The 26553-nt window shown below is 64.6% G+C and carries 28 protein-coding genes; 15 read left to right on the top strand and 13 right to left on the bottom strand.

From position 1 onward, the window contains the following. Positions 1–25 precede the first annotated feature (25 nt). The 4 genes from AC0ZT5_RS17000 to AC0ZT5_RS16985 all read right to left on the bottom strand — a co-directional run bounded on the left by AC0ZT5_RS17000 (position 26) and on the right by AC0ZT5_RS16985 (position 4258). Positions 26–1039 carry a substrate-binding domain-containing protein gene (locus AC0ZT5_RS17000; RefSeq protein WP_095084081.1) on the bottom strand — a complete coding sequence of 338 codons (1014 nt, stop codon included), beginning with the start codon at positions 1037–1039 and terminating at the stop codon, positions 26–28. Positions 1040–1133: 94 nt separating this feature from the next. After that, positions 1134–2024: an SMP-30/gluconolactonase/LRE family protein gene (locus AC0ZT5_RS16995; protein ID WP_488497358.1), complete on the bottom strand. Its 891-nt coding sequence runs from the start codon at positions 2022–2024 to the stop codon at positions 1134–1136. 213 nt (positions 2025–2237) lie between these two features. Next, positions 2238–2972 carry a response regulator gene (locus AC0ZT5_RS16990; RefSeq protein WP_457150201.1) on the bottom strand — a complete coding sequence of 245 codons (735 nt, stop codon included), beginning with the start codon at positions 2970–2972 and terminating at the stop codon, positions 2238–2240. Beyond that, positions 2972–4258, bottom strand: a complete 1287-nt coding sequence (locus tag AC0ZT5_RS16985; RefSeq protein WP_488497357.1) for a sensor histidine kinase — start codon at positions 4256–4258, stop codon at positions 2972–2974. Before AC0ZT5_RS16985 ends, AC0ZT5_RS16990 begins: the two co-directional genes overlap by 1 nt. Positions 4259–4410: 152 nt before the next feature. On the opposite strand from AC0ZT5_RS16985, the gene AC0ZT5_RS16980 reads away from it, so the two are divergent. From AC0ZT5_RS16980 to AC0ZT5_RS16965, 4 genes are read left to right on the top strand one after another with little or no spacing between them, the layout of a single operon-like run. After that, entirely contained in the window at positions 4411–6852 is a 2442-nt protein-coding gene (locus AC0ZT5_RS16980) for a glucan 1,4-alpha-glucosidase (RefSeq protein ID WP_488497356.1), read from the top strand. 25 nt (positions 6853–6877) lie between these two features. After that, complete coding sequence (gene gnd / locus AC0ZT5_RS16975) at positions 6878–7891, top strand: phosphogluconate dehydrogenase (NAD(+)-dependent, decarboxylating) (RefSeq protein WP_488497355.1); 1014 nt, start codon at positions 6878–6880, stop codon at positions 7889–7891. Positions 7892–7913: 22 nt separating this feature from the next. Next, positions 7914–9290, top strand: a complete 1377-nt coding sequence (gene zwf, locus AC0ZT5_RS16970) for a glucose-6-phosphate dehydrogenase (protein ID WP_488497354.1) — start codon at positions 7914–7916, stop codon at positions 9288–9290. Positions 9291–9304: 14 nt separating this feature from the next. Further along, positions 9305–10009, top strand: a complete 705-nt coding sequence (locus AC0ZT5_RS16965) for an ROK family protein (protein ID WP_488497353.1) — start codon at positions 9305–9307, stop codon at positions 10007–10009. 25 nt (positions 10010–10034) lie between these two features. Here AC0ZT5_RS16965 and AC0ZT5_RS16960 read toward each other — a convergent pair whose 3' ends face one another. Next, on the bottom strand, positions 10035–10166 hold the full coding sequence (locus AC0ZT5_RS16960; protein WP_488497352.1) for a hypothetical protein: 132 nt from the start codon (positions 10164–10166) through the stop codon (positions 10035–10037). 59 nt (positions 10167–10225) lie between these two features. Here AC0ZT5_RS16960 and AC0ZT5_RS16955 point away from each other — a divergent pair, with 59 nt between their 5' ends. From AC0ZT5_RS16955 to AC0ZT5_RS16945, 3 genes are all read left to right on the top strand, one after another. Then, positions 10226–10687, top strand: a complete 462-nt coding sequence (locus tag AC0ZT5_RS16955; protein WP_488497351.1) for a Ros/MucR family transcriptional regulator — start codon at positions 10226–10228, stop codon at positions 10685–10687. A 121-nt stretch (positions 10688–10808) separates the two neighbouring features. Beyond that, positions 10809–11909 (top strand): aminotransferase class I/II-fold pyridoxal phosphate-dependent enzyme, encoded by a 1101-nt coding sequence (locus tag AC0ZT5_RS16950; RefSeq protein ID WP_488497350.1) that lies wholly within the window; start codon positions 10809–10811, stop codon positions 11907–11909. Positions 11910–12070: 161 nt separating this feature from the next. Then, a complete protein-coding gene (locus tag AC0ZT5_RS16945; protein WP_488497349.1) occupies positions 12071–13309 on the top strand; it encodes an MFS transporter in 1239 nt (412 codons plus the stop codon). A 3-nt stretch (positions 13310–13312) separates the two neighbouring features. Here the strand turns inward: AC0ZT5_RS16945 and AC0ZT5_RS16940 are convergent, their stop codons facing one another. The 6 genes from AC0ZT5_RS16940 to hemC form a co-directional block, all read right to left on the bottom strand. Continuing rightward, positions 13313–14029, bottom strand: a complete 717-nt coding sequence (locus AC0ZT5_RS16940) for a glutamine amidotransferase (RefSeq protein WP_488497348.1) — start codon at positions 14027–14029, stop codon at positions 13313–13315. Positions 14030–14045: 16 nt separating this feature from the next. Beyond that, entirely contained in the window at positions 14046–14525 is a 480-nt protein-coding gene (locus AC0ZT5_RS16935; protein ID WP_488497347.1) for a tellurite resistance TerB family protein, read from the bottom strand. 36 nt (positions 14526–14561) lie between these two features. After that, positions 14562–16163, bottom strand: coding sequence for a heme biosynthesis HemY N-terminal domain-containing protein (locus AC0ZT5_RS16930; protein ID WP_488497346.1), 1602 nt, complete (start codon positions 16161–16163; stop codon positions 14562–14564). A gap of 10 nt (positions 16164–16173) precedes the next feature. Then, positions 16174–17640 (bottom strand): COG4223 family protein, encoded by a 1467-nt coding sequence (locus AC0ZT5_RS16925; protein ID WP_488497345.1) that lies wholly within the window; start codon positions 17638–17640, stop codon positions 16174–16176. A 111-nt stretch (positions 17641–17751) separates the two neighbouring features. Then, complete coding sequence (locus tag AC0ZT5_RS16920) at positions 17752–18468, bottom strand: uroporphyrinogen-III synthase (RefSeq protein ID WP_488497344.1); 717 nt, start codon at positions 18466–18468, stop codon at positions 17752–17754. A 1-nt stretch (position 18469) separates the two neighbouring features. Further along, positions 18470–19396: a hydroxymethylbilane synthase gene (gene hemC / locus AC0ZT5_RS16915; protein WP_488497343.1), complete on the bottom strand. Its 927-nt coding sequence runs from the start codon at positions 19394–19396 to the stop codon at positions 18470–18472. 100 nt (positions 19397–19496) lie between these two features. Between hemC and tsaD the strand changes: the two genes are divergently transcribed. From tsaD to AC0ZT5_RS16885, 6 genes are read left to right on the top strand one after another with little or no spacing between them, the layout of a single operon-like run. Next, entirely contained in the window at positions 19497–20585 is a 1089-nt protein-coding gene (gene tsaD, locus AC0ZT5_RS16910; protein WP_488497342.1) for a tRNA (adenosine(37)-N6)-threonylcarbamoyltransferase complex transferase subunit TsaD, read from the top strand. Continuing rightward, positions 20582–21613 carry an NAD(P)H-dependent glycerol-3-phosphate dehydrogenase gene (locus AC0ZT5_RS16905; protein WP_488497341.1) on the top strand — a complete coding sequence of 344 codons (1032 nt, stop codon included), beginning with the start codon at positions 20582–20584 and terminating at the stop codon, positions 21611–21613. Before tsaD ends, AC0ZT5_RS16905 begins: the two co-directional genes overlap by 4 nt. A gap of 37 nt (positions 21614–21650) precedes the next feature. Beyond that, entirely contained in the window at positions 21651–21947 is a 297-nt protein-coding gene (locus tag AC0ZT5_RS16900; RefSeq protein WP_477284515.1) for a YciI-like protein, read from the top strand. A gap of 42 nt (positions 21948–21989) precedes the next feature. Further along, on the top strand, positions 21990–22415 hold the full coding sequence (locus AC0ZT5_RS16895) for an EVE domain-containing protein (RefSeq protein ID WP_488497340.1): 426 nt from the start codon (positions 21990–21992) through the stop codon (positions 22413–22415). Next, positions 22370–23068 carry a class I SAM-dependent methyltransferase gene (locus AC0ZT5_RS16890; RefSeq protein ID WP_488497339.1) on the top strand — a complete coding sequence of 233 codons (699 nt, stop codon included), beginning with the start codon at positions 22370–22372 and terminating at the stop codon, positions 23066–23068. The genes AC0ZT5_RS16895 and AC0ZT5_RS16890 overlap by 46 nt, the downstream gene beginning before the upstream one ends. A gap of 50 nt (positions 23069–23118) precedes the next feature. Continuing rightward, the gene (locus tag AC0ZT5_RS16885; protein WP_488497338.1) at positions 23119–23535 is read left to right on the top strand and encodes a DUF1761 domain-containing protein; all 417 of its coding nucleotides are present in this window, start codon (positions 23119–23121) and stop codon (positions 23533–23535) included. A 97-nt stretch (positions 23536–23632) separates the two neighbouring features. On the opposite strand, the gene gcvA is transcribed toward AC0ZT5_RS16885, so the two are convergent. Beyond that, positions 23633–24547, bottom strand: coding sequence for a transcriptional regulator GcvA (gcvA, locus tag AC0ZT5_RS16880; RefSeq protein ID WP_488497337.1), 915 nt, complete (start codon positions 24545–24547; stop codon positions 23633–23635). A 130-nt stretch (positions 24548–24677) separates the two neighbouring features. Here gcvA and AC0ZT5_RS16875 point away from each other — a divergent pair, with 130 nt between their 5' ends. Beyond that, positions 24678–24938 carry a hypothetical protein gene (locus AC0ZT5_RS16875; protein WP_488497336.1) on the top strand — a complete coding sequence of 87 codons (261 nt, stop codon included), beginning with the start codon at positions 24678–24680 and terminating at the stop codon, positions 24936–24938. A gap of 147 nt (positions 24939–25085) precedes the next feature. Here the strand turns inward: AC0ZT5_RS16875 and AC0ZT5_RS16870 are convergent, their stop codons facing one another. Then, a complete protein-coding gene (locus AC0ZT5_RS16870; protein ID WP_488497458.1) occupies positions 25086–25619 on the bottom strand; it encodes a L,D-transpeptidase family protein in 534 nt (177 codons plus the stop codon). Positions 25620–25766: 147 nt separating this feature from the next. Between AC0ZT5_RS16870 and AC0ZT5_RS16865 the strand changes: the two genes are divergently transcribed. Beyond that, complete coding sequence (locus AC0ZT5_RS16865) at positions 25767–26450, top strand: response regulator transcription factor (RefSeq protein ID WP_023760937.1); 684 nt, start codon at positions 25767–25769, stop codon at positions 26448–26450. Positions 26451–26553: the final 103 nt, after the last annotated feature.

Genomic DNA, 26553 nt, shown 5'->3' with positions numbered 1-26553 from the left:
ACGGACGGCAACGCTTCTCCGACACTCACTTGATGTTGGCTTTGATGGCCGCGATCGCGTCCTCTTGCGTGTATTCGTGACTGGCGACGCCACCCTTGACGATCTTCGGCAGCTCGGCCTCGAAATCGTCCTGGGTGAAGGCCAGATACGGCACTAGCAGATCGTGCGGGATATCGGTGCGGCCGTCGAGTACCTGTTGCGCCACCCAGAAAGCGAGCGACGACACGCCCGGCGCGATCGACGCCGACCAGGTCTTGTAGCCGTCCTTGTCCTTCTGTTCCTTCCACCACTGCAACTCATCCTGCCGGTTGCCCATGATGATGGTCGGGCGCGGCTTGCCGGCTGCGGCAAAGGCCTGCGCCGCGCCATAGCCGTCACCGCCCTGGTCCACGATGCCGACGACATCGGGCAGCGACGGCAGGATGGTCGCGACCGCCTTCTGCGCGGTGGTCTGGTCCCAATCGCCGGTCACCGAGCCGACAATCTTGAACTCGGGATGGGCAGCGACACCTTCAAGGATGCCGGCATGGATGGCGTCGTCGATCGAAGTGCCGGCAAGGCCACGGATTTCCAGCAGATTGCCGCCCTTGGGCTGGAACTTGGCCATCTGCTCGACTTCCTGCTTGCCCATGTCCTTGAAGTCGACGACGACGCGATAGGCGCAAGGTTCGGTGACGGTGCCGTCGAAGGAGACGACGGTGATGCCGGCGTCACACGCCTGCTTGATGGCGCCGTTGAGCGCGTCCGGCGAAGCGGAGTTGATGACGATCGCGTCATAGCCCTGCAGGATCAGGTTCTGCACTTGAGCCGCCTGCGTCGGCACTTCCTTGTCGGCGGTCGTGAAGATATCGGCCGCGCCGACGACCTTGTCGGCGACCGCCTTCTTGGTGACGATGCCATAGCTGTCGAGCATCGCCTGCCGCCACGAATTGCCGGCGTAGTTGTTGGAGAAGGCGATCTTCTTGCCACTGGTGTCGGCAAGTGCGGTGCCCGAGGCGAGCATCGCCGCCAGAGCGCCCAAGACAAACAGTTTCTTCATGTCGTAATCCTCCCAGATGTTTACTGCTGCAGTTCCTGCCGGTTTTGACCCCGGCCTCGCTCCCAATCTGATTTGAGCACGGACGGTCCCGAACTCAAAACAGTCTCAATCCCGGCACGCGCACCCGGAGCCGGTACAGCGACGTCGATGCGGCGATGTAGAGGCTCCTCAGATCGTCGTCGCCGAAGGTGAAATTCGCACAGTCTTCCGGCGTGCGGATGACGCCCAGAATGGCACCCGACGCATCGAAGACATGGATGCCTCCGGGGCCGGTGCAGTAGACATTGCCGCGGCTGTCGATCTTCATGCCGTCCGGCGCTCCCGGTCCGTCGCCTTCGGTCACCGCCCACACCGCACCGCCGTTGAGGTCGCCATCCGCCTCGACGCCGAACACCCTGATGTGTCCGCGTTCGGTGTCGTTGATGAATAACCGCGACTCGTCCAGCGAGAAGCAAAGTCCGTTCGGCTGCACGAAATCGTCGGCCAGCAATGTCAGCCGGGCGCCGTCGCCGTCGATGCGGTAGACGCCCTGGAAAGACAATTCCTGCGGCCGCGGCACGCCGTAGAATTCCACCCTGCCATAGCCCGGATCGGTGAAGTAGATCGAGCCGCCGGTGGCAACGACGATATCGTTCGGGCTGTTGAGCTGCTTGTCCTGGTGGTGTGTGGCAAGCACGGTCACGCTGCCATTGGGCTCGGCGCGGGTCACCCGGCTCGTCGCGTGCTCGCAGGTGACCAACCGTCCCTGGCGATCCAGCGTGTTGCCATTGGCCTTGTGGCTGGGCTCACGAAACAGTTCGATCTCGCCTGCGGCACTGCGGCGGTACATGCGGCTTTCCGGAATGTCGGAGAAAACCAGCCACTTCTCATAGGGATGCCACACCGGCCCTTCGAGGAACCCGAAGCCGCTTGCCAGCGTTTCGATCGCCGCATCGCCGACGACGTCGTCGAAGCCGGAATGGCGAGCTCGCGCCGACACCGACATCACTGGTGCCTGGCGGCGCGAACAGCCGTGCGAATTCGCATGGCGACGAATGGCATGAGCGCTTCCCGATATGTTTTCTTATTGGGGATCGAAGGTAGTTGCGCCACCGGCGTGGCGATACGGGTCAAAGCGCATGCCCGACTGTGCATTTGCACAGTCGCACCCGAGCAAAGCAAAAGTGTCAAACGGTTTTCCGAACCGCTCTGGCTGCATTCAGTGATCGGGCGAAGCCTGCGCCAGCCAGGCGTCGAGCCGGTCCTGCTCGCGGCGCAGCGCGTCGATGTTGATCAGGCCTCGCGCCATGGCGAGGTAGATCGCCCGCGTCCGCGAGTTGAACACGGATGCATCGCCGGCCCCGTCCTCCGCCGGCACGATACCGAGCTTGTCGTAGACATGCTTGATGCGGCTCTGCGCGCCGCGGATCGACAGGCCGCGGCGTGCGGCGATCGCCCGGTCGGTCAGGCCAAGCGCGATGTCGATCAGGCTTTCATATTCGCCGTCGGTGATGCCCTCGAACTTGTCCTGGACGCGGTGCTGGATACCGCGGATCTCGCGGTCGATGATGCAGTGGCCCTCGCGGAAAACGCCACGCAAGGCCGAGCGCATGCCTTCCTCCGTTGCCGATTTGAGCACATAGCCATAGACCGAGCCGGGCGGCACGATGCGCGCCACGCCGCGCACATAGGCCTCGTCGGCGAAATTCGACCAGAACAGGATGTGCGTGCCGGCGCGGCGGTTCCAGATCGCCCTGGCAACCTCGATCCCGGTCGCCTTCGGCATCTGGAGGTCGAGGACGACATGCGGCGGTTCGCGCTCGGCCGCAAGGTTGATGGCGTCCTCGCCGTCGCTCGCTTCGATCACCTCGACATCGCCGGGCCACAATTGCTCGACGGTGCGCCGCGCGAAGGTACGGTGCAGTCCGTCATTTTCGGCGATCATCACAAGCATCACATGGTCTCCGACACGGCGAGCTGGCCGGGCGCCGCTGCAGCCGCCGCAACCGGCAACTCCCGCGACGGCCGGCGGTCGATCTCAACGACGACACGGGTGCCGCCGCTCTTGCGGCCGGCCGGCCCGATGCGCAGCCGCGCACCGATCAGCGCGGCGCGCGTATGCATGTGGCCAATGCCGCCATGGGCGGCCGGATCGACAGTGCCGCAGCCCTGGCCGTCATCGGTGACGATCACCCGCAGCACGCTTGCGGTCGAAGCCAGCAGCACGTCGATGCGGCGCGGCGCAGCATGCCGAACCGCATTGTTGATGGCTTCCTGCACGATCCGGTAAAGTGCCGTGCGGACGGGCTCCGGCAGATTGTCGGCGCTGCCGTCGCTGGTGTCTGCGATGCGCACGGCGATGGGCGGCTTGGCTCTGGCGACGCTGCGGTTGAGATGCGCTTCGACCGCATCGCGCAGGCCGAACAGTTCGAGCACGCTCGGCCGCATGTCGTCGACGATGTGGCGCAGTTCCGTCAGGCAGCCGGCGACCTCCTGCTCGAGGTCGGCAAGCTGCGCCGCCCGCGCCACGCCCTGGCCGCGCAGGGCCGAAAGCTGGCGTGCGATGCGGGCGAGGTCGGCAAGCGTCTGGTCATGCAGGTCCATCGCCATGCGCCGGCGTTCGCGCTCCATGCCCTCGGTCAGTTGCGAGGCGCCGACGCGCAGCAATTCGACGCGATTGCGCGCCTCGCTCTCGGCAAGCATGGCGCGGCGCGCCTCCTCGGTCTGGATCAGCGCAAAGATATAAGGCGCGATCAGGTCGGCGCATTGCTGGGCGACCGCGACATCGGCAAGCGTGTAGCAGCCGACCTCGTGCCGGCTGATGTTCAGCGCCCCGATGATGCCGCCACGTGCCCTGAGCGGCACGACGATGCGGCTGCGCAGCTTGGCGGCGAAGATCGGTCCGTCGATCGCCGTGGCGAAATGGAAGCGCTCGTCGCGCAGCGCGTCGTCGGAAAGCAGATAAGCCACCTCGCCCCACAGCACCGAGCGAATCGGGCTGACTTCGGTCGGCAGCGGATGTTGGGCAAGCTCGCTCCAGCTGGTGTGGAAGCCGGCTTCATAACAGGCATGCCTGCGCCCGTCATGCGACAGCACCGCCAGATCCATATGGTCGTGCGGAATGAGCGTGCCGATCTCGATGGCTGTGGCGCGAAACGCCGTGCCGGGATCGATATGGCCGGCAAGCGCCGCCGAAATCGCCAGCAACCGGTCGATCAGGACCAGGGACACCTCCGGCATGGCTTCGCGATCCTCCCGTGCCTGGAATAGTGGACGCTACGCGGCGCCACTGTCAACGAGGGCCTCATTGGCGGTGGCGATCAACTTGCGGTGCAATGATTGAAAAAGGTTCGCGTCCTGGTCTAGGGAAAGGGCCAGGAGATCGCAACAGAATGCCAGTGACGCCAACCGTTGCTCCGGGCGCCCCGGGAATTCCGGCCCGCTGGACGTCAAGCGCCAAGAGTGGCGTTGGAACGTCCCTTTCGCCAAGCGGCCATATCTGGTTCACGATCAGCCATGGCATTCTCAACGAGATTTACTATCCGCACCTCGACAGCGCCTGCACGCGCGACCTCGGCCTGATCGTCACCGGCCCCGACGGCTATTTCTCCGAAGAAAAACGCGATGCCGCGCACGCCATCGAGCCATTCGAGGACGGCGTGCCGGCCTACAGGCTGGTCAACACCGCGACTGACGGCGCCTACCGGATCGAAAAGCGCATCCTTGCCGACCCGGCGCGGCCCGCTTTGCTGCAGGAAATTACCTTCACAGCGCTCAAGGGTGCCGCCGGCGACCTTCGCGTCTACGCCTTGCTGGCGCCGCATCTCGTCAATGCTGGCATGGGCAACACCGCCTGGGTCGGTGACCACAAGGGAAAACCTGTGCTGTTCGCCTCGGGGCGCGGCACCTGCCTGGCGCTGGCCTCGTCACTGCCCTGGCGCACCGGCTCGGCCGGCTATGTCGGCGTCTCCGACGGCTGGCAGCAGCTCCACAATACCGGCGAGCTCGATCCGGCCTCCCAGCGGGCCGAGGACGGCAATGTCGCGCTGACCGGCGAGATCGGCTTTACCGCTTCCAAGGCAACGGCCTTGCTGGCGCTGGGGTTTGGCGCGACAGCCGACGAGGCGGCCGAAAATGCCTTCGCCAGCCTGAAGCAAGGCTTTGAGCCCGCCGCCAAAGCCTACGTCGAGAGATGGCGCAAATGGCAAAAGAGCCTGCTGCCCCTGGACCGGCATGGCGGAACCGGGATCAACTTCTATCGCGTCTCGACCGCAGTTCTGTCGACCCACCGGTCGATCGCGATACCGGGTGCGGCGGTCGCCAGCCTTTCGATTCCGTGGGGCTTCAACAAGGGTGACGACGACCTCGGCGGCTACCATCTGGTCTGGCCGCGCGATCTGGTCGAGACCGCCGGTGGTTTTCTCGCCGCCGGCGATGCCGCGTCGGCCCTGCAAATCCTCGACTATCTCAGTTCCATCCAGCAGCCGGACGGCCACTGGCCGCAGAACGCCTGGCTCGACGGGTCGGCCTATTGGCCAGGCATCCAGATGGATGAATGCGCCTTCCCGTTGCTGCTGGCCGATGCGCTGCACCGCGCCGGGCACCTGCCGCAGGCCAGGCTGCTCGCCTTTCAGCCGATGATCGAGCGCGCCGCCAGCTATGTCGTGCGCAATGGACCCGTCACCGGCGAGGACCGATGGGAAGAGGACGCCGGCTACAGCCCGTTCACGCTTGCCGTCGAGATCGCGGCTCTGCTTGCCGCGGCCGACTTGCTCGACGCCTGCGGCAAGCAAGATGCCGCAGGCTATCTGCGCGAGACCGCCGATGTCTGGAACGAACAGGTCGAGCGCTGGACCTATGTCACCGGCACGGCACTCTGCAGGCAGGCCGGCGTTGGCGGCTATTACGTTCGCATCGCTCCACCCGACAGCGCGGAGGCCGGTTCACCGAAGGACGGCTATGTCCCGATCAAGAACCGGCCGCCCGGCGATTCCGACCAGCCGGCCGAGGCAATCGTCAGCCCGGACGCTCTGGCGCTCGTCCGCTTCGGCCTGAGGGCAGCCGACGATCCGCGTATCGTCGACACGGTCACGGTCATCGATGCGCAATTGCGCTGCGACCTGCCGCAAGGGTCGCTCTGGTACCGCTACAATGGCGATGGCTATGGCGAGCATAAGGATGGCGCGCCCTTCGACGGCACCGGCCAGGGCCGGCCGTGGCCGTTGCTCGCCGGCGAACGCGCCCATTACGAGCTTGCAGCCGGACGCAAGGACAGAGCTGTGGACCTGCTGGCGGCACTGGAGGGCTCGGCCGGGCCGGGTGGCCTGCTGCCCGAACAGGTCTGGGACGGCGCCGACATGGCCGAGCGCGAACTGCTGCACGGTCGCCCCTCGGGCAGCGCCATGCCGCTGGTCTGGGCGCATTCGGAGCATATCAAGCTGTTGCGCTCGGTGCGCGACGGCACGGTCTTCGACATGCCGCCGCAAGGCGTCAAGCGCTACATCGAGGACAAGACAGTATCGCCGTTCAGGACATGGCGCTTCAACAACAAGATCCGCACGCTGCCGGCCGGCAAGACGCTGCGCGTCGAGCTCTTGGCCCCGGCGACGGTCCGCTGGAGCAGCGACAATTGGGCGACCGCCGCCGACAGCCAGACGATCGAGAACGGTTTCGGCATCCATCTTGTCGATCTGCCCACGGCCAGTCTCCCCTGCGGAAGTTCGCTGATCTTCACTTTTTTCTGGCCCGGAGCCGGCGATTGGGAGAATGTCGACTTGTCCGTCATATCAGGCGATCAGGATAGCCAGTCGATCCTTCCTCGACAAATCCAGTAAATCTTCAGGAAACAGGGGCGAAACCATGCAGATCGGAATGATGGGATTGGGCCGGATGGGCGCCAACATGGTCCGGCGCCTGATGCACGACGGCCACGAATGCGTCGTCTACGACATCAACCCGGCCAGCGTCGCGGCTCTGGTGACCGACGGCGCTTCAGGAACGGCATCCATGGAAGAATTCGTCGGCAAGCTGGTCAAGCCGCGCTGCGTCTGGCTGATGCTGCCGGCGGCGATCACCGGCAAGATCATCGATCAGGTCGCCGCCCTGATGGAACCCGGCGACATCATCATCGACGGTGGCAATTCCTACTATCACGACGCCGTCGACCAGGCCGCGAAACTGGCCGCCAAGGGTATCCATCTTGTCGATGTCGGAACCAGCGGCGGTGTCTGGGGCCTTGAGCGTGGCTATTGCCTGATGATCGGCGGTCCCGACGTGGCGGTGCAGCACCTCGATTCGATCTTTGCCACGCTGGCGCCCGGTGCCGATGCCGGCTCCAATCCGCCCAAGGATGCCGGGACCGCACCCTTTGGCTATCTGCATTGCGGGCCGAGCGGTGCCGGCCACTTCGTCAAGATGGTGCACAACGGCATCGAATATGGCGTGATGGCCGCCTATGCAGAAGGCATGAACATCCTGAAGTCGGCCAATGCCGGCAAGCGGCAACGAACTGCGGACGCCGAGACCAGCCCCCTGGAAAACCCGCAATACTACCAGTTCGACGTCGACCTGCCTCAGGTGGCCGAGGTCTGGCGGCATGGCAGCGTCATCGGCTCCTGGTTGCTCGATCTCACCGCGGGCGCGCTGAAGAATGATCCGGACCTGGCGAATTTCGGCGGCCGCGTCTCGGATTCCGGCGAAGGTCGCTGGACGCTGAAGGCGGCGATCGACACCGGCGTGCCGGCGCCGGTTCTGTCCTCGGCGCTGTTCGACCGCTTCTCCTCGCAAGGCGAATCCGAATTCTCCGACAAGCTGCTCTCGGCAATGCGTTATGCCTTTGGCGGCCATGTCGAGAAGCCGAAGTCCGGCTCGTGATGGCGGCAGGGGAGACACGCCGATGACCCCGGAACGGTCCGACACGCTGGTGCTCTTCGGTGCCACCGGCGACCTCGCCCACAAGAAGATATTTCCAGCCCTTTACCAGATGGTGGCCAAGGGCACGCTCACGGAACCGGTGATCGGCGTGGCGTTCGACGCCTGGGACCTTCAGCAATTGCAGGCGCGTGCCCACGACGGCATCGTCAATGCGCTCGGCAAGATCGACGAAAAATTGTTCGCCAAGTTCGCCTCCCTGCTGCGTTATGTCAGCGGCGACTATCGCGATCCGGCGACGTTCGAGAGACTGAAAAGCGCGCTCGGCACCGCCCAGCGGCCGCTGCACTACATGGCGGTGCCGCCGACCATGTTCGAAACCGTCGTCCAGGGACTGGAGCAATCGGGCACGGCTCGTGGCGCGCGGCTGATGGTCGAAAAGCCCTTCGGCCACGACCTGCAATCGGCGCGCTGGCTGAACCGTGTCCTGCATCTGGTGTTCGACGAACAGTCGATCTTCCGCATCGACCACTATCTCGGCAAGGAAGCGATCCAGAACCTGCTCTATTTCCGCTTCGCCAATTCCTTTCTGGAGCCGATCTGGAACCGCAACTTCGTCGAGAGCGTGCAGATTACCATGGCCGAGGATTTCGGCGTCGAGGGGCGTGGCCGCTTCTATGACAATGTCGGCTGCATCAGGGACGTTATCGAAAACCATCTGCTCAACATCCTTTTGCTGCTTGCCATGGAGCCACCCGTCGGCCGTTCCGCCGACGATTTGATCGACGAGAAGGTGCAGGTGCTGAGAGCGATCCGCACCTTGGCGAAAGACGACGTCGTGCGCGGTCAGTTCACCGGCTATCTCGCCGAACCCGGCGTGGCGCCGAACTCACCGGTCGAGACCTTTGCGGCGGTGCGTTTCTTCGTCGACACCTGGCGCTGGCAGGACGTGCCGTTCTTCATCCGCGCCGGCAAGAACATGCCGGTGCATGTCACCGAAGTTGTGGTGCGGCTGAAGCGGCCGCCGCTCGACGTCTTCGATCCGATCAAGCCGGCCGACCAGAACTACGTTCGCTTCCGCATCGATCCGCAAGTGGTGATCGCCGTCGGCGCCCAGCGCAAGGCGGCGGGCGACGACATGATCGGCGAACAGGTCGAACTGACGGCGCTCGACGACAGCAAGAGCGACATGCCGCCCTATGAGCGGCTGATCGGCGATGCCATGAACGGCAACGGCCAGCTGTTCACCCGCCAGGATGCCAGCGAACTGGCCTGGCGCATCGTCGGCCCGGTGCTCGGCGACACCACGCCGCCGCACCTCTATGAACCGCTCACATGGGGTCCGGCGGACGCGATGGCCGGGTTCGGGCCGCCCAATGGCTGGATCGATCCGGTAAAGTGAGTGGAGGTGGCGCAATGGCCAAAGCGGTGAAGCAACCGGCATCGGACGCCCAGAAGATCGTGCTTGCGATTGATATTGGCGGCTCGCATGTCAAGATCCTCAGCAGCGCCGGCGGCGTGGAGCGGCGCGCCGACTCCGGGCCCGGCCTGACGCCGCAGCAGATGACCGATGCAGTGAAGAAGCTTGCCGAGGGCTTGTCCTACGACGTCATCTCGATGGGCTACCCCGGCCCGGTCACCCACAACAGGCCGCTCACCGATCCTGCCAATCTCGGCAAGGGCTGGGCCGGCTACGATTTCGCCGCGCAATTCGGCAAGCCGGTGAAGGTGGTCAACGACGCGCTGATGCAGGCCATCGGCAGCTATGAAGGCGGCCGCATGCTGTTCATCGGACTGGGAACCGGCCTCGGTGCCGCGATGATCGTCGACAATGTCGCCCAGCCGATGGAACTCGCTCATCTTCCCTACAAGAACGGCAAGAGTTTCGAGGACTATGTCGGCGAACGCGGCCTGGAAAAGCGTGGCAAGAAGAGATGGCGGAAATACGTCTTCGACGTCGTCGACCGGCTCCGCGCCGCCATGCAGCCCGACTACGTCGTCATTGGCGGCGGCAATGTCGACAAGCTCGATGAATTGCCCGCCGACAGCCGGCGCGGCGACAACACACGCGCCTTCGAAGGCGGATTTCGTTTGTGGCGCGACAAGGCGCTGATAGTCTGATATTGTTATTGTTTAATATAGTTGTTCAAAATAACGTGTGCCGCAGCATCAAGTCATTGCGCTGCGCAGATTTGCCGACTAGGAATTTCGCGCCACAAACAACGCTGCCCGTCCCGTGGATGCACGAAGGACGCCGCAGCATTTTAATCTTGCGCATGATCCTTTCCGGGAATCGAATCCGATTTTCAGGTCATTCGCTTTAGACGGAGGAATAGATTGACCGACGATAGCAACAGCGCCCGTAAAGACATCGACCTGCTCGAGCTGACCGCTCACATCGTGTCCGCTTATGTCGAGAAGAACCGCCTGCCCGCTTCTGGTCTCGCCGATCTCATCGCCAGCGTCAGCACTTCGATAAGCGGGCTCGGCCAGCCACCGGTCCCGGTGGCGGCACCGCTGGTTCCGGCGGTCAACCCCAAGAAATCGGTGACGCCGGACTTCATCATCTGCCTCGAAGACGGCAAGAAGTTCAAATCCCTGAAGCGTCACCTCGGCGTGCATTTCGGCCTGACGCCGGACGCCTATCGCGCCAAATGGGGCTTGCCATCGGATTATCCCATGGTCGCCCCCAACTATGCCGCATCGCGTTCGCTGCTGGCGAAGTCGATCGGCCTCGGCCGCAAGGCCGCCGAGGTGGTGCCCGCCAAGGGCAGAGGCAGGAAGAAGGCCTCGGCCTGAGCAATTCGATCCTGAGCCAACACTTAGGACCACTGGAACAGAAGCCTGCCGGCGAATCCGCCTTGGCAGGCTTCATGTTTTTGTGGCTTGGATGAACCGGACGGGTTCTTTGGGGGAAGCCATGAACTACACAAGGATGGTGATCGAGAAAGAGGCGCCGGAAGAGTACGGCTACGACCGGATCCGCTACAACCTCTCCGAAAGTTCGATCGCCGACCAGAAACTCTCCGACATCGGCCTGTCCTTGCCCGATCTCACGCTTTTCTACGGCGAGCATCGCGGCGACAAGGAGTTGCGCGCGCTGATTGCCGCGCAGGACGCCGGCGTCTCGCCCGATGATGTCCTGGTCACCGCCGGTGCCGCCGGGGCGCTGTTCATCATCTCGACCTCGCTGTTGTCACAGAGCGATCATCTGGTCGTCATCAGGCCCAACTACGCCACCAACATCGAGACCCCAAGGGCGATCGGCTGCGCCATCAGCTTTGTCGACCTGGCCTTCGAGGCCGGCTTTGCCATCGATGTCGAACGCATCAAGGCGGTGATCCAGCCTAACACCAGGCTGATCAGCGTCACCTGCCCGCACAACCCGACCGGCACGATGATGGACCGGGCCGACCTCGATGCGCTGGTAGCGCTAGCGGAAAGCAGGGGCTGCCATTTGCTGGTCGACGAGACTTATCGCGACCTCTCCTATGGCAGGCGCCTTCCGTCGGCTGCCTCGCTGAGCCCGAAGGCGATCAGCGTCTCGTCGCTGTCCAAGGCCTTCGGGATTCCCGGCATCCGCATCGGCTGGCTGATCACCAGGGATGCGGAACTTCAGGAGAAATTCCTCGCCGCCAAGGAGCAGATCGGCATCTGCGGCAGCGTCATCGACGAAGGCATCGCGCGCGGCATGCTGCAGCGCCGGGACGCGTTCCTGGCGACGCTGCTGCCCGAAATGGCCAGGCGCCGCGACATGGTCCAGGCCTGGATCGACCGCGAGCCGCTGGTCGACTGGGTACGCCCTGAAGGCGGTGTCGTCGGCTTCCCGCGCCTGAACGTCGATCCCGGCTTCGACCTCGACCGGTTCTATGTGAACCTGCTGGAGAACCATGGCGCCTATGTCGGACCCGGCCATTGGTTCGAAATGCCGAAGCGCTTCTTCCGCGTCGGTTTTGGCTGGCCGACGGAAGCCGAGTTGAGGAGCGGCCTCGACGCCATCTCTGCGGCGCTCAGGCAATAACGTCCTCGTGCAATCAACGGAACAGGGTCAAAATTCGTTGATCCAGCGCTGATTTTGGCGCACATCGGGCTGCGAACTTTGTTAGAAGTTCCCTTGGTCGGAACAGCGCCCATCCGGGAAGTGCCCCGCCGGCCGATGCCATCGCAACGGGGCCTCGATCCATGACTGCCGCACAAACCTCGCCGGACCAGCGCTATGCCGCGTTCCGCCACCGCTCCTTCCTGCGCTATTGGGCGGCGCGTTTCCTCACCACGTTCGCCACCATGATCGTGTCGGTAGCGGTCGGCTGGCAGATGTATGACCTGACGCGGGATCCCCTCGATCTCGGCCTGGTCGGCATCGTCCAGTTCCTGCCGTCGCTGCTGCTGGTGCTGGTCACCGGTGTGGTCGCCGACCGCTTCGGCCGTCGCCTGATCATGGCGCTGGCGGTGGTGATGGAGGCGATCTGCGCGCTGACGCTGCTGTTCCTGATCCTGCATGGCATCAGCGGACCGCTGCCGATCTTCGTCGTGCTCGCCATGTTCGGCGTCGCCCGCGCCTTCTTCGGCCCGGCCTCGGCCTCGCTGTTCGCCAATCTGGTGCCACCCGAGGATTTCGCCAACGCCATCGCCTGGAATTCGTCGGCCTGGCAGACGGCGACCATCATTGGCCCGGTCGCCGGCGGCCTGCTCTATGGCGTGTCGGCGGAAGTCGCCTATGGCACGGCCGCCGTGCTTATGCTTGCGTCCGGGCTGCTGATCTTCACCATCCCGAAGCCCGCGCAACGCACGGCGACCGAGAAGCCGACGCTGCAGAACCTTTTCGGTGGGTTCAGCTATATCTGGAGCGAGAAGATCGTGCTGGGGGCCATCTCGCTCGATTTGTTCGCCGTGCTTTTGTCGGGCGCCTCGGCACTGTTGCCGATCTACGCGCGCGACATCCTCCAGCTCGGCCCCTGGGGCCTAGGCTTGCTGCGTTCGGCGCCGGGCGTCGGCGCCATTTGCGTCGCCATCTGGCTGGCCGGTCATCCGATCCGCAACCATGCAGGGCTGATCATGCTCGGCTTCGTTGCGGCGTTCGGCGCCTTCACCGTGCTGTTCGGCCTGTCGACCATCACCTGGCTGTCGATCGCGGCGCTCGCCTTCCTTGGCGCCACCGACATGTTCAGCGTCTATATCAGGGAGACCTTGATCCAGCTGTGGACGCCCGACCATGTGCGCGGCCGCGTCAACGCCGTCAACCAGGTCTTCGTCGGCGCCTCCAACGAGGTCGGCGAATTCCGCGCCGGCACGATGGCGGCGTTGATCGGCACGGTGCCGGCGGTCGTGGTCGGCGGCGTCGGCGCGATCGCTGTCGCGGGGCTGTGGATGGTGCTGTTCCCGCAACTGCGCAAGGTGCGCCACCTCAACGGCCGAAACTGACGTCTATCGCAGCGCCGGCTTGCCGAAAATCATCCGCAGAAATTCATCCAGCCAGCGCTTGAGGTGCATGTCCCAGATCAGCCGGCCGCCGAGATGATCGCGGCCGGGCTGCGCCCCGGGCAACTCGAAGCGATGCGCGCCGCGCACCACCCAGCGCTGCATCATCGCCCTGGTCAACTCGCCATGGAACTGGATGCCCCAGGCATTGTCGCCATAGCGGAAAGCCTGGTTGGGATAGGTCTCGGCCGTCGCCAGCAGCGTCGCGTCCCTGGGCAGGGAAAAGCCCTCGCGGTGAAACTGATAGACCATCTCCGGCCAATGCATCAGGGTCTTGCCGGCTTCGGTCGCTTTCAGCGGATACCAGCCGATCTCGACCAGCCCTTCGCCGTGACCCTCGACCTTGCCGCCGAGATGGTTGACCAGCATTTGCGCACCAAGGCAGATGCCAAGGCACGGCCGGTTCTCCTTGAGCGGTATTTCCAGCCAGGCGGTCTCGCGACGAACGAACTCGTCCTCGTCATTGGCGCTCATCGGACCGCCGAACACCACAGTGCCGGCGTGGCCCTCCAGCGTTTCCGGCAAGGTATCTCCGAGCGGCGGGCGCCGAATGTCGAGCTCGAAGCCCTCTTCCAAGAGCATGTGGCCGACACGTCCGGGGCTCGAATTCTCCTGATGCAGCACGATCAGGATCTTTGGCTTCGAACTCGTTTGGCGCGGCATGGGCGGCGAAATCCGTCTATTCGTCGCTCGATGTTCCGGTGGCGCCGGGTGCCTGCTCGGCTGCCTTGCGGCGCGCCTCGATACGGTCGCGGCGTTCGACGCCGATCAGCTCAGCGACGCGCCAGACCGTGTTGTCCTCCAGCTCGTGCAGCTCGCCATCGGCGTAGACGATCTCCCACATCAGGCCGATGAAGGCCTTGCGCGCCTCGGCGTCGAGATGGCGCTTCAAGACACTGGTGAAGGCGTAGAGATCGATCGCCTCATTGTCGGCGCGTTCGCCGGCGGCGACGAGCGCTTCGAGCTCCGCGCCGCTGATCGAGTAGCTCTGCGCCAGCACCGCCTTGAACCGCTCCCACTCGACGTCCTGGCGCACGCCATCGGCATTCATGACGTGATAGAGGAGCGCCGAAGCCGCAACGCGCGGATCGTCGCTGCCGGCATGTGTGCTGGCGCCGGCCGGCAAATCCCTCAGAAATGACAAAACGCGTTCAAACATCTTCCATTCCCCAACGGCTCTCACGGCCGGCCCAACTCAAAACAACCGAAACCGGCGCGGCGATTTTTCCGCTTCCTCGTCCGGATCGACGCCGGGATCGTCCGGCAGCCGCGCATGCTCCTCGGCCGGCTCGACGACTTCGGCGTTGGCCGGCACCTCGGCGAAGGCGGCGGCCGTGATCGGCCGGACGTGATCTTCCTCGCGGCCTTCAGCATCCTTGCCCGCAGAAATCTCGCCGCCGGCGTCATCGATCACCTCGACCGGCCTCTCGCTCACCGGCTTTGCCAGCGCTTGGATGACCGGCGCGGGGGCGGACGGTGCAGCATCATGGCTCTCGATCAGCTGGCCGAGCCGCTCCATCGGCGCACGCCACTCGAAGGCGTCGAGCCGGCCGGTGACCGGCGATACCGGCGCCCACCGCTCCGAAACGACACCGTCGGCGACCCAGGCCGGATCGCGCGGCGCCCGTACCGCCTTGGAAAGCAGCTGCCGCACCTTGCCCTGGTCGCCGGTGTCGGCCTCCTCGATGTCGGCCATTAGCAGATAGGCACCCTCGCGGCGGTCCATCCTGATCGCCGCCTCGGCCTCGCGGCGGGCGGTCGAAAAATCCAGCGCGTCAAGTGCTGCGCGCGCCACCGTCATCGACGACTCGGCGTGGTTCTTCTTCATCTCCTGCAGCTTCTTCGCCCGGTTGAGGCGGTCGAGCACCGCATCGCCCGGCCGTGCATGTGTATAGAGCTCGGCGATCTCAGGATGCGGCTCGGCCCTCCACGCCGTCTCGAGGATTTTCGAGCCCTTGCGCACGTCGTTCTGCTTGAACAGCGCGGCGGCGGCGGCAACGGCGGCGGGGGCGAAGTCCGGCCGCAGCCGGTTGGCCTCGATCGCCGCGGTTCTGGCGGCAGTCGGATCGCTACCGGCAAGCGCCTGCGCCTTGGCGGTCAACAGCACGGCACGGCGGCGGTTGGCGGCATCGCGTTCGATCTGCCGTGTCGACTTCTGCGCGTCGACAAGTTTCAGCGCCCCGTCCCAGTCGCCGCGTGCGGTCAATTCTTCCAGCGTCGATTCGGCCGCCCAGGCCAGTTGCGGTGCCATCACGGCGGCACGGCCGGCATAGTGCCTGGCGGCGTTGCGGTCGCCGAGCCGTTCGGCCTCGAGATAGAGCCCGCGCAGGCCGAGCAGCCGCATTTCGGGATCGTCGAGCATGCTCTCGAATTTCTGCCGCGCGCCTTCGTGATCGCCTTCGAGCAGCGACGCCTGCGCCTCGAGCAGATGGATCAGCGGCTCCTGGTCGGAGCGGATCAGCTTGGCCGCTTCCTTGGTTTTCTTGCGAGCCAGCGCGCCGTCACCGGCGCCGGCGGCGATCATGCCGGTCGACAGCGCCTGATAGCCACGGTCGCGGCGGCGCACGCGGAAATAGCGCGAGATGGTGTAGGGGCTGTTCCACAGCGACTTGACCAACCACCAGAAGATCATCACCGCGGCAACGACGGCAACGACGGCAACTGCCGCCACCATCAGGCTGACCTGGTATTGGTAGCCACTGAAGGTGACGACCATGTCGCCAGGCCGGTCGGCCAACCAGGCAAAACCGAGGCCGAGCGCGAAGACGACGATGAGGAAGGCCAAGAGGCGGATCATGGTGTTGCCCTCATGCCTTCATCGCGCCGGAGATCAGCGCGTCGACCTGTGTTTCGACCTCGATGCGTGCTTTCAGTTTGCCGGCAAAGTCGGCGCCGGCGGCCTTCACGGCTTCGGGCAGCGTGCCATACTCGATGAGCGCCTTGGCATAGTCGCCCTGGCTGACCGCCACCTCCATGCGCGCGACGGTTTCCGGCGCACCGGCACCTTCGACGGCGCCGATCGGCCGGACTTTGACCAGCGATTCGGCGCTCGACAAAAGGTTCTGCAGGAAGCCGGCATTCTCGTCGACAGGCGTTGCGGCGGCGACCATGGCATTGGCCGCGGCATCCGCTTGCGATGCGATCTCGGCGCGGGTCGGCACGCCTTTTTCAGCATAGGTGCGCAGTGTCGCAAGCTGCGGCGCATCCGGCGAGATCGCGGCAAAGGTTTCGAGTTCGGCCGAGAATGGCGCGCCACGGTCGAGCGCGGACTTGAGCGCCGAGGCGGCGATGGCGAGCGCGATCTTTGGCTGTCCCGCCGCCGCCTCGACCTTGCCGGAAAGCTGCGACACCGACTGCTCCAACGCGGTGAGCCGGCCATCCAGCGCCGTCCTCGCTTCGCCGGCTGACTTTGCCTGCGCGTCGAGACCAGCCAGCTTTTCGTTGAGCGGGCCGAGATCGACCGGCGCCGTGCCGCCGGCCTTACCTAGGGCGGCGACCGCGGTTTCGATCTGCTTGATCTTGTCGCCAAGCGCTGCAAGCCCGGCAGTGTCGCCCGCTCCACCGGATTCGACCGCCGACTTCAGCGCCGCGACATCTGTCTTGACCTGATCCAGCGCCGCCGACAGGCCATCGACCTTGGCCGACGCGTCGGTGTTGCCGCCCGTTTCTTTCAGGCCGGCGATTTCGCTCTTCAGCGCGGCGATCTCGCTGTTGACGCCGTCGAGCGATACGCCGGAACCGGACCCCGGCGCGCCGAGCAGCCCGGCATATTGCAGGCCACCCGCGCCGACCAGCGCGATGACGCCGCCTATGATGCCGGCGGCAATGCCATTGAGGCCGCTACGCTTTGCCGGTGGTGTTGGCGCCATTCTGTCGTCCCGTGTCTCGGTTCTCGCCTTGTTGTCGTCGGCCTGGGAGCGCTTCGCCGACGCATCCTCGAAATTGTAGTCGAAGGCTTTGGTCTTGTTGGCCGGCGCCTCGGACGCTCCGGGATAGGCAGGTTCAGCTTCGCTGGCGCCCTTGGCTGCCTCTGGCTGCTCCGATTCGGCCTGGGCGTCGGCATGCTCCCAGGGCTCGAGATCGGTCTGGTCGGCATGCACCGGTTCTTCGGGGACCTCGGCTTGCGAGACGGCCTCCTCTGGTGCCTCTTCGGTGCCGGCCTGGGGCTTTGCAGCGTCCTCGTCGGCGATGCGCGAGACCGCGCCAGGCTCGAGATCGATGGTCACCGGCTCACGGCGGCCTTTCGAGTGTCGCATCTTCGGCGTCTTGACCATGCTTGGGCTCCGCACAATTCGCTTCGTCTCAACGCCTGGCGGCGCATGATGGTTCAGAAAATGGTCTAGCACATCACCAAGCGGTGAAAAGGGGCGGTGTGATGACGCGGCTCAGGGCCGCGCCCGCAAAAGCGCCAGCAGCGTATCCTCGTCGGGCTGTGCGGCAATGCGAATTCTTTCATTGGCAGTGCCGTCAAGCACTGCCGCAATGCGCGTGGAAAGGGCAAAAAATCTTGTCTTTTCAAAGAGCCCTTGCAGAGCGGGCCGTCTGATCAGGACCTGCATCGCGGCGGCCGCCTTGGCTGAATAAAGCAGCACCGCATCGGCGGGTTGGCCGGACAGGCGCTCGAGGATGGCTTCGTCGGAATAACCCACCGCGAGCGTGTCATATGTCTCGACGTCATGGACCTGGACACCTGTCGACCTCAGCCTGAGTTCGAACACCGGAAAGCGCACGCGTCCACAGAGATAGACGACGGTCTTCCCCGAAAAATGCGCCGCAAGACTGTCGGCAAGGGCCCCGGCATCGCCCGAACCTTCGCTGACCGACAAGAACCCCGCTTTGCGTGCGGCTTCCGCCGTCCTTGTTCCCACGGCATGGCAGGGCAGGCCGGCATGCGCCGCGATGAGCTCCCTGGGCGCAAACCGTACGGCATTGGCGCTGGTGATGGCCACCGCGATGGCATCGCCTGGAAGCTGTCCGGCATCGACCGGCAACGCCGCCGTTTCGGTCAAGGGCAGAACGATCGGCTGGAACCCAGTCTCCTGAAGCCGCTGTGCCGTGCGCGAGGCACCCGGTTCCGGTCTCGTCACCAGGACGCGAAACATTTCAGAGCCAGCCGTCGAAGAACTTTTCGCCGGCCTTCGCCCGCACTGTCCGGGCGGCTTCCTGGCCGATGCGGGCAGCATCCTGCGCCGGTCCCTTGAGCTCGACCGTGTGCGACTGCGTGCCGTCGGGCGAGATGATCAACCCGGCGAAGGACAGCTTTCCGGCCTCGATCGCCGCATAGCCGGCGATCGGCGTGCGACAGGAACCATCTAGCGCCGCCAGGAAGGCGCGCTCGCAGCCGAGCGCCTGGCCAGTCGGCGCATCATGGATGGCCGCCAGCATCTTTTCGACGTCCCCATCGCCGATGCGGGTTTCGATGCAGATCGCGCCTTGTCCCGGCGCCGGCGGAAAGATGTCGAGTGGCATCAGGTCGGTGACGACTTGGTCGAGCCCGAGCCGCTTCAGCCCGGCATAGGCCAGGATGGTGCCGGCGGCGACGCCTTCATCAAGCTTGCGTAGGCGCGTCTGCACATTGCCGCGGAACATCACCACGTCGAGATCCGGCCGCATCCGCCGGATCAGCGCCTGCCGCCGCAGCGATGACGAGCCGACTTTCGCTCCATGCGGCAGGTCGGCGATGGTCTTCGCCGCCTTGCCGATAAAGGCGTCGCGCGCGTCCTCGCGCGGCAGGAAGGCGCTGAGTTCGAGACCGTCGGGCAGTTGCGTCGGCATGTCCTTCGACGAATGCACGGCGATGTCGATCCGGCCCGCCAGCAGCGCCTCCTCGATCTCCTTAGTGAACAGGCCCTTGCCGCCGGCCTCCGACAGCGGCCGGTCCTGGATCCGGTCGCCGCTGGTCGAGATGACGACGATCTCGAACGCCTCCGACGGCATGCCGTGCGCGGCCATCAGCCGCGCCTGCGTTTCATGCGCCTGTGCCAGCGCCAGCGGGCTGCCACGTGTTCCGATTCTCAAGATTGTTTGCATGGCGTGCAGTCCGTGATAACCCCCGGGCAGACCGAGGCCTTTCCGGGCTTTCTCCTAATGGGGAAAGCGCCGACAGACAATCTCTAGGGACAGCGACGAATTGATCCGCGTTCTGGGCATTGAGACGAGTTGTGACGAGACCGCTGCCAGCGTCGTGGCGCTGGACGGTGACGCTGCGCCAAAAATCCTGTCCAACATCGTGCTCAGCCAGATCGAGGAGCATGCCGCCTTTGGCGGCGTCGTGCCGGAGATCGCGGCGCGCGCCCATGTCGAGGCGCTGGACGGTATCGTCGAGGCAGCTCTTGCCGATTCGGGCACAGCACTTGCCGATATCGATGCGATCGCAGCCACTGCCGGCCCCGGTCTGGTCGGAGGGCTGATTGTCGGGCTGATGACCGCCAAGGCGATCGCCGCGGCGGCGAACAAGCCGCTGATCGCCATCAACCACCTCGAAGGCCATGCCTTGACCGCAAGACTGACCGACGGGCTCGATTTTCCCTATCTGCTGCTGCTGGTCTCCGGCGGCCACACGCAGATCCTCGCCGTGCGCGGCGTCGGCGACTATCAGCGCTGGGCAACCACCATCGACGATGCGCTCGGCGAAGCCTTCGACAAGACCGCCAAGATGCTCGGCCTGCCCTATCCCGGCGGACCGAATGTCGAGAAGGCTGCCCAAACCGGCGATGCCTCGCGCTTTGCCTTTCCGCGTCCGATGAAAGGCTCGGCCCAGCCCGACTTCTCCTTTTCCGGCCTGAAGACCGCCGTACGCCAGGCGGCGACAGCCATTGCGCCCTTGAGCGACCAGGATGTCGCCGACATCTGCGCTTCGTTCCAGGCAGCGGTGGCCGATGCGCTGGCCGACCGTGTCGCGCGTGCGCTGGCGCGCTTTCGCGAGACGTTTCCCGGCACCAAAAATCCGGCCCTTGTGGTTGCCGGCGGTGTTGCCGCCAACCTCACCATCAAGGCGACACTGGAGCGGCAGTGTGACGAGGCCGGTTTCACCTTCGTCGCGCCACCTCTGAAACTTTGCACCGACAATGCGGCGATGATCGCCTGGGCGGGCATCGAGCGGTTGCGCGAAGGCATGGCGGAGGAAAACGGCTTCGACTTTGTGCCGCGCTCGCGCTGGCCGCTGGACAGCATCTCGACGCCGATGGTCGGCTCCGGCCGGCGCGGAGCCAAGGCATGAATGGCCGGGAGATGAACAGCCAAGGCAAGGAAAAACCGGGCAAAAGCGGCTGGCGCGTCAGCGTGCTTGGCGGTGGCGCCTGGGGCACGGCGCTGGCGCTGGCCATGCTGCGTGCCGGCCATTCGGTGCGGTTGTTCGCCCGCGACCCCGAAACCGTCACCGCGATCGATCGCGGCGAGAACCCGCGCTATCTGCCGGGCATCGCCATCGCGCCCGGCATCGACGCGACGAGCGACATCAACGCGGCACTCACTGGCGCCGATTGCGTGCTGGCGGTGACGCCGGCGCAATCGCTGCGGGCAATGCTGGCGGTCGCGAAAGGCCATGTGCCTGCCGATATTCCGCTCGTCCTCTGCGCCAAGGGCATAGAGCGCGACACCGGCGCCTTGCTGTCGGCGATCGTCGGCGAGATCCTGCCACAAAATCCGGTCGCCGCCCTGTCGGGTCCAAGCTTCGCCGCCGATGTCGCCAGGGGCCTGCCGACGGCGGTGGTCGTGGCCGCCCGCGACGAGGCATTGGCCGCGGACCTCGCCGCCCGCTTTTCGGCGGAGAATCTGCGCTGCTATTCGAGCGACGACCTCATCGGCGTTGAGATCGGCGGCGCCTTGAAGAACGTCTTCGCCATTGCCGCAGGTGCTGTCACCGGGGCCGGGCTCGGCGCCAGTGCCCAGGCCGCCATGGTGACGCGCGGCTTCGTCGAACTGCGGCGCATCGGTGCCGCCTTCGGCGCCAGGCCCGAAACGCTGATGGGCCTGTCCGGCCTTGGCGACCTGCTGCTCACCTGCTCATCGACCCAGTCGCGCAACTTCGCCTACGGGCTGGCGCTCGGGCAAGGCAAGCCGCTTGCCGGATTGGCGCTGGCAGAGGGCGTACCGACAGCGGCGATCGCCGCCCGCATCGCCACCGAGCGAAGCATCGACGCGCCGATCATTGCCGCCGTGGCGGCCATACTGGACGGCACCATCACCATCCGGCAGGCTGTGACAGCCTTGATGACCCGGCCGCTCAAGACCGAAACCAACGATTGATCCCCACAACATCGATCCCACGACCAGGAGAAAGACCATGCTGTTTGCTTTGATTTGCAAGGACAAGCCCGGGAGCCTGCAGGTGCGCCTCGACACGCGTCCCGAGCATATCGCCTTTCTCGAAGAGTTGAACGGCGACAAGAAACTGGCTTTCGCCGGTCCCTTCCTTGACGCCGAAGGCAAGCCCAATGGCAGCCTCGTCGTCGTCGAGGCGCCGGACCTTGCCGGAGCGCAGGCCTTGTCGGCCGCCGACCCGTACGCCAAGGCCGGGCTGTTCGACAGCGTCGAAATTCGCCAGTGGAACTGGACGTTCAACAAGCCGGCGGCTAGTTAATTCCGGTCGCTGGGTGATGACCCGCAAGGAGGAGCGAAAGAAATGAACTACTGGCTGTTCAAATCCGAACCCTCGGTCTTCTCCTTCGAGGCGCTGAAGGCGAAGGGCAAGGCCGGCACGCAATGGGACGGCGTGCGCAACTATGCCGCGCGCAACAACATGAAGGCCATGCAGATCGGCGATCTCGGCTTCTTCTACCATTCCAACGAGGGGCTGAACGTGGTCGGCATCGCCGAAGTCTGCGCGCTTGCCCATCCCGACACCACAACCGACGACCCGCGCTGGGAATGCGTCGACATCCGTGCCTTCAAGGACGTGCCGAGCCCGCCGACGCTGGAAGAGGTCAAGGCCAATCCCAAGCTTGCCGAAATGGCGCTGGTGCGGCTCGGGCGGCTTTCCGTGCAGCCGGTGACACCGGCCGAATGGAAGGAAGTCTGCCGCATGGGCGGCCTGACACCCGCTCCGTGACGGCGCTTACGCCAGACAGCGCGAAACAATTCATCCTCGACAACACGGCGCTGGTGGCGCCGCCGCATGTGCCGGAAATCCTGCTTCATCTTGCCGACGAGGCGCATGATTTGTGGCAGCGGACGGAGGATGAGCTGGTCGAGATCGGCCTGCCGCCGCCCTTCTGGGCCTTTGCCTGGGCCGGCGGCCAGGGCCTTGCCCGCCACATCATCGACAATCCGGCTGCGGTTCGGGGAAAGCGCGTGCTCGACTTCGCTTCCGGCTCCGGCCTTGTCGCCATTGCCGCGGCCAAGGCTGGCGCCGCCGGCGTGATCGCAACCGACATCGATCCGTTCTGTGCAACCGCGATCCGCCTCAATGCGCAGGCCAACGATGTCGGGATCGACTTCCTCGGCATCGATTGCATCGGCACCGATGCGGGCTGGGATGTGATCCTGGCCGGCGATGTTTTCTACGACAATTCCTTCGCCAACCGGCTGATGCCGTGGTTCGCGACGCTGAAGGCGCGCGGCGCCGAGATCCTCGTCGGCGATCCCGGCCGGTCGTATATGCCAAAGGCGGGACTGGAATCGCTGGCGGTCTATGAAGTGGCCGTCACCCGGGCATTGGAGGATTCCCTGATCAAGCGCACCACCGTCTGGCGGTTTGCTTGACGCCATCGCCGAACAGGCGTTCCATCAGATCGGCATCGGAGGGGGAAGTCATGGATTTTGAAGCAGTGAACTGGCTGGCGGTGATCGCCGCCGCCATCGTCGCATGGTTGTTCGGCGCCGCCTGGTACATGGGCCTGAGCAAGCCGTGGCTGAAAGCCGCCAAGCTTGATCCCGCAACGATGAAGAAATCGCCACTGCCCTTCGTCATCAGCTTCATCGCTGAACTGATCATGGCCTACATAATGGCCCTAGTGGTCGGCGCGATGACCGGCGGCGAGCCGTCATTGCTCGCCGGACTTGTCTTCGGCTTCGTGCTTTGGCTGGGCTTCGTCGCCACGACGCTTTCGGTCAACCATCGCTATCAGGATTTCGGCTGGGACCTGACCCTCATCGACGGCGGCCACTGGCTCGGCGTGCTGCTGATCATCGGCGTGGTCATCGGCTGGTTCGGCGCGGCGGCAGGCTGAATGAAAAGGGAATAGGGCAGTAGGGGAATAGGGGAAGCGAAGGCGGTACCGACGCCTATCCTCACTGCCTCACTGCCTCACTGCCCTATTCCGTAATTCACGTCTTTGCCACTTCCTCGAGTATCCATTCGCGAAAGGCGACGATGCGCGGATCGTCGGCCGTGTTCTCGGGATAGACCAGGAAATAGGCGAACTCGGCTCCCACCCGCAGGCCGAGTTCAAAGGGCTGCACCAGTCTGCCTTCGGAGAGGTCGTTTGCCACCATGGCGAAGTCGGCGAGTGCGACGGCATTGCCCTCGATCGCCGCCTGAACGGCGTCGGTGGAGTTCCTGAACACGATGGTGCGGCTGTCGTCGAAATCGTTGATGCCGGCCGCCGCCATCCACATCCGCCAGTTCGGCCATGTCACGCCTTGCCGCGCCCATTCGATATGGGCAAGCGTGTGGTTGAAGAGGTCACGCGGCTCGCGCAGCGGCGGACCTGACGTCAGCAGGCCCGGGCTGCACACCGGGATGATGATGTTGTCGAACAGGCGATGGGCGCGAAGGCCCGGGTACTTCCCGACGCCGAACCGGATGCCGACATCGACGTCGTCGAGGTCGAAATCCCGCACCTCGTAGGCGATGTCGAACCTGAGTTCGATATTGGGCTGATGCCTGCGAAAATCGTCGACGCGCCGCATCAGCCATTTTGACGCGAACTGCGCGTCGAGCGTTACCTTCAGCAGTGTCGTACCGCGCGTCAGCTTGCGCGCCCGCGAGACGGCCCGGCCAAGCAGGTCGAGTGCATCGATCGAGGCCTCGAACAGCACCGTGCCCGCCGCCGTCAGCCGGATGGTGCGGCTGGTGCGGGTAAACAGCACGATGCCCAGCTGATCCTCGATCTCCTTGATCTGATGGCTGACCGCAGCCGGCGTCAGGCCGAGCTCGTCGGCGGCACGGGTGAAGTTGAGGTGCCGGGCAGCGGCTTCCAGCGTCCTCAGCGCTCGCGTTCCAGGCAGAAGGCGGGACATGCCATCCTCAAATAAAACTTGATGATCTCGAAAGAACTACTCGTTTCTCATTTAAATTTCAATACGGCATCATGCACCCATCGCAACACCATCAAACCGGATTTGATATCCGGATGAAACGGATCACGCCATGTCCCACATTGTTTTGAATGAGCCGGTATCCACGCCGGCCTGGCTTAGCGCGGCGCTTGACTGGTTTCGCCATGCCAGGGTCGCCATACGCCTCGGCCGCCACGATATCGCCCACCAGAACGTCGAGAACCTCTCCGATCGCCAACTGCGCGACATCGGCGCCGAGCGCCGTGACGTCGCCCGCGCCATGGATAGGGAGCTTGGCCGACTGGGCCTGCTCGACATCGGCTGGCAAAAACCGCGCCGGCCGAACGGTTGATTGCTCAAAGGGCTGTTGAGATTCAGGTCAGGCCGAGTCGAAAATGACAGGCCCGAGAACCGGAGCGGAGCGTACTTGACGTACCTGAGCACCGGAAGCGCGGAAATCGTCATTTGCAGGCCGGCATCACCTGAATATCAATGGCCCTTACCTAACTACCCTCATCACCGTCTTGTCCGACAGCAGCGGCAGCAGCCGCGCCATCGTGCGCGCCGTCACCGCCACGCACCCTTGAGTCGGCGTGAAGCCGGGCCGCGCCAGATGGAAGAAGATGGCGCTGCCGCGCCCACGCCGGCGCGGCACCAGGTTCCAATCGAGGACCAGGCAGGCGTCATAGAGGCGGTCGTCGCGCCGCATGCGTTCGTGGCTGGCGCCATAGGGAATCTTGACCGGCCTGTTATAGTTGCGGTCGTCAGGCACCTCGCACCAGCCCAGATCAGGCCCGATCGGCGTCATCTCCAAACGGGTCTTGCGGCCGCCGGAGAACTGATCTCCCCGGAAATAGCCCGACAGGATCCGCATCGGGCCAAGCGGCGTGGCGCCGTCGCCTTCACGCTTGTCGGCCGAGATGCCGCCCCTCCCCAGCGCACAGGCAAACACCGTTCTGCCGGCCTGCAGCAGGCCCTGGCTCGGGTTTCCGGGCCTCGCCCGCACGGTCAGCACGCGCAGCCCTTTTCGCAAATTTGCGCCGGCTGCATTGCGATCGCGTTTTTTCTTGTATGATCGTGCCACGGAACAAATCACTGTGATCGGCTGTTGTGCCGGTCAGCTTCCGCATAAAGAGACAGCGGTCAACTGAATTTTCTTTTCAAAACAACGGATTGATCCATGACTTCACGCACCATTCTAATCGTCGACGACGATGACGACCTGCGCGGCACTCTGGTCGAGCAATTGTCCCTCTACGAGGAATTCGACGTGCTGCAGGAATCGACTGCGGCAAAAGGCGTCGCCACCGCGCGCGGCGGCCTCATCGATCTGCTCATCATGGATGTCGGGCTGCCCGACATGGATGGCCGCGAAGCGGTGAAGATCCTGCGCAAGGGCGGCTACAAGGCGCCCATCATCATGCTGACCGGCCACGACACCGATTCCGATACGATCCTTGGTCTCGAGGCCGGCGCCAACGACTATGTGACGAAGCCGTTCCGCTTCGCCGTGCTGCTGGCGCGCATCCGTGCGCAATTGCGCCAGCATGAGCAGAGCGAGGACGCCACCTTCTCGGTCGGGCCCTACACCTTCAAGCCCAGCCAGAAACTGCTGATCGACCCGCGTGGCGGCAAGGTGCGGCTGACGGAGAAGGAGGCCTCGATCATCAAATATCTATATCGCGCCGACCAGAAGGTGGTGACACGCGACGTGCTGCTCGAGGAGGTGTGGGGCTACAATTCCGGCGTCACCACGCACACGCTGGAAACCCACGTCTACAGGCTGCGCCAGAAGATCGAGCGCGATCCTTCCAATGCGGAAATTCTTGTGACAGAAAGCGGTGGCTACAAGCTGGTTCCTTAAACATTTCATTATCCAATCAGCGGCCGGGCGGGACCGCATTCGGGTACGATCCAGTTGGAGGGGGTGGTGGATCGTATCGCAGGGGAGGGAATGGACTGACCGT

The sequence above is a fragment of the Mesorhizobium sp. CNPSo 4670 genome, from assembly GCF_057784235.1.
The sequence above is the reverse complement of the archived record's forward strand: the minus strand, read 5'-3'. Positions and strand labels throughout refer to the sequence as shown.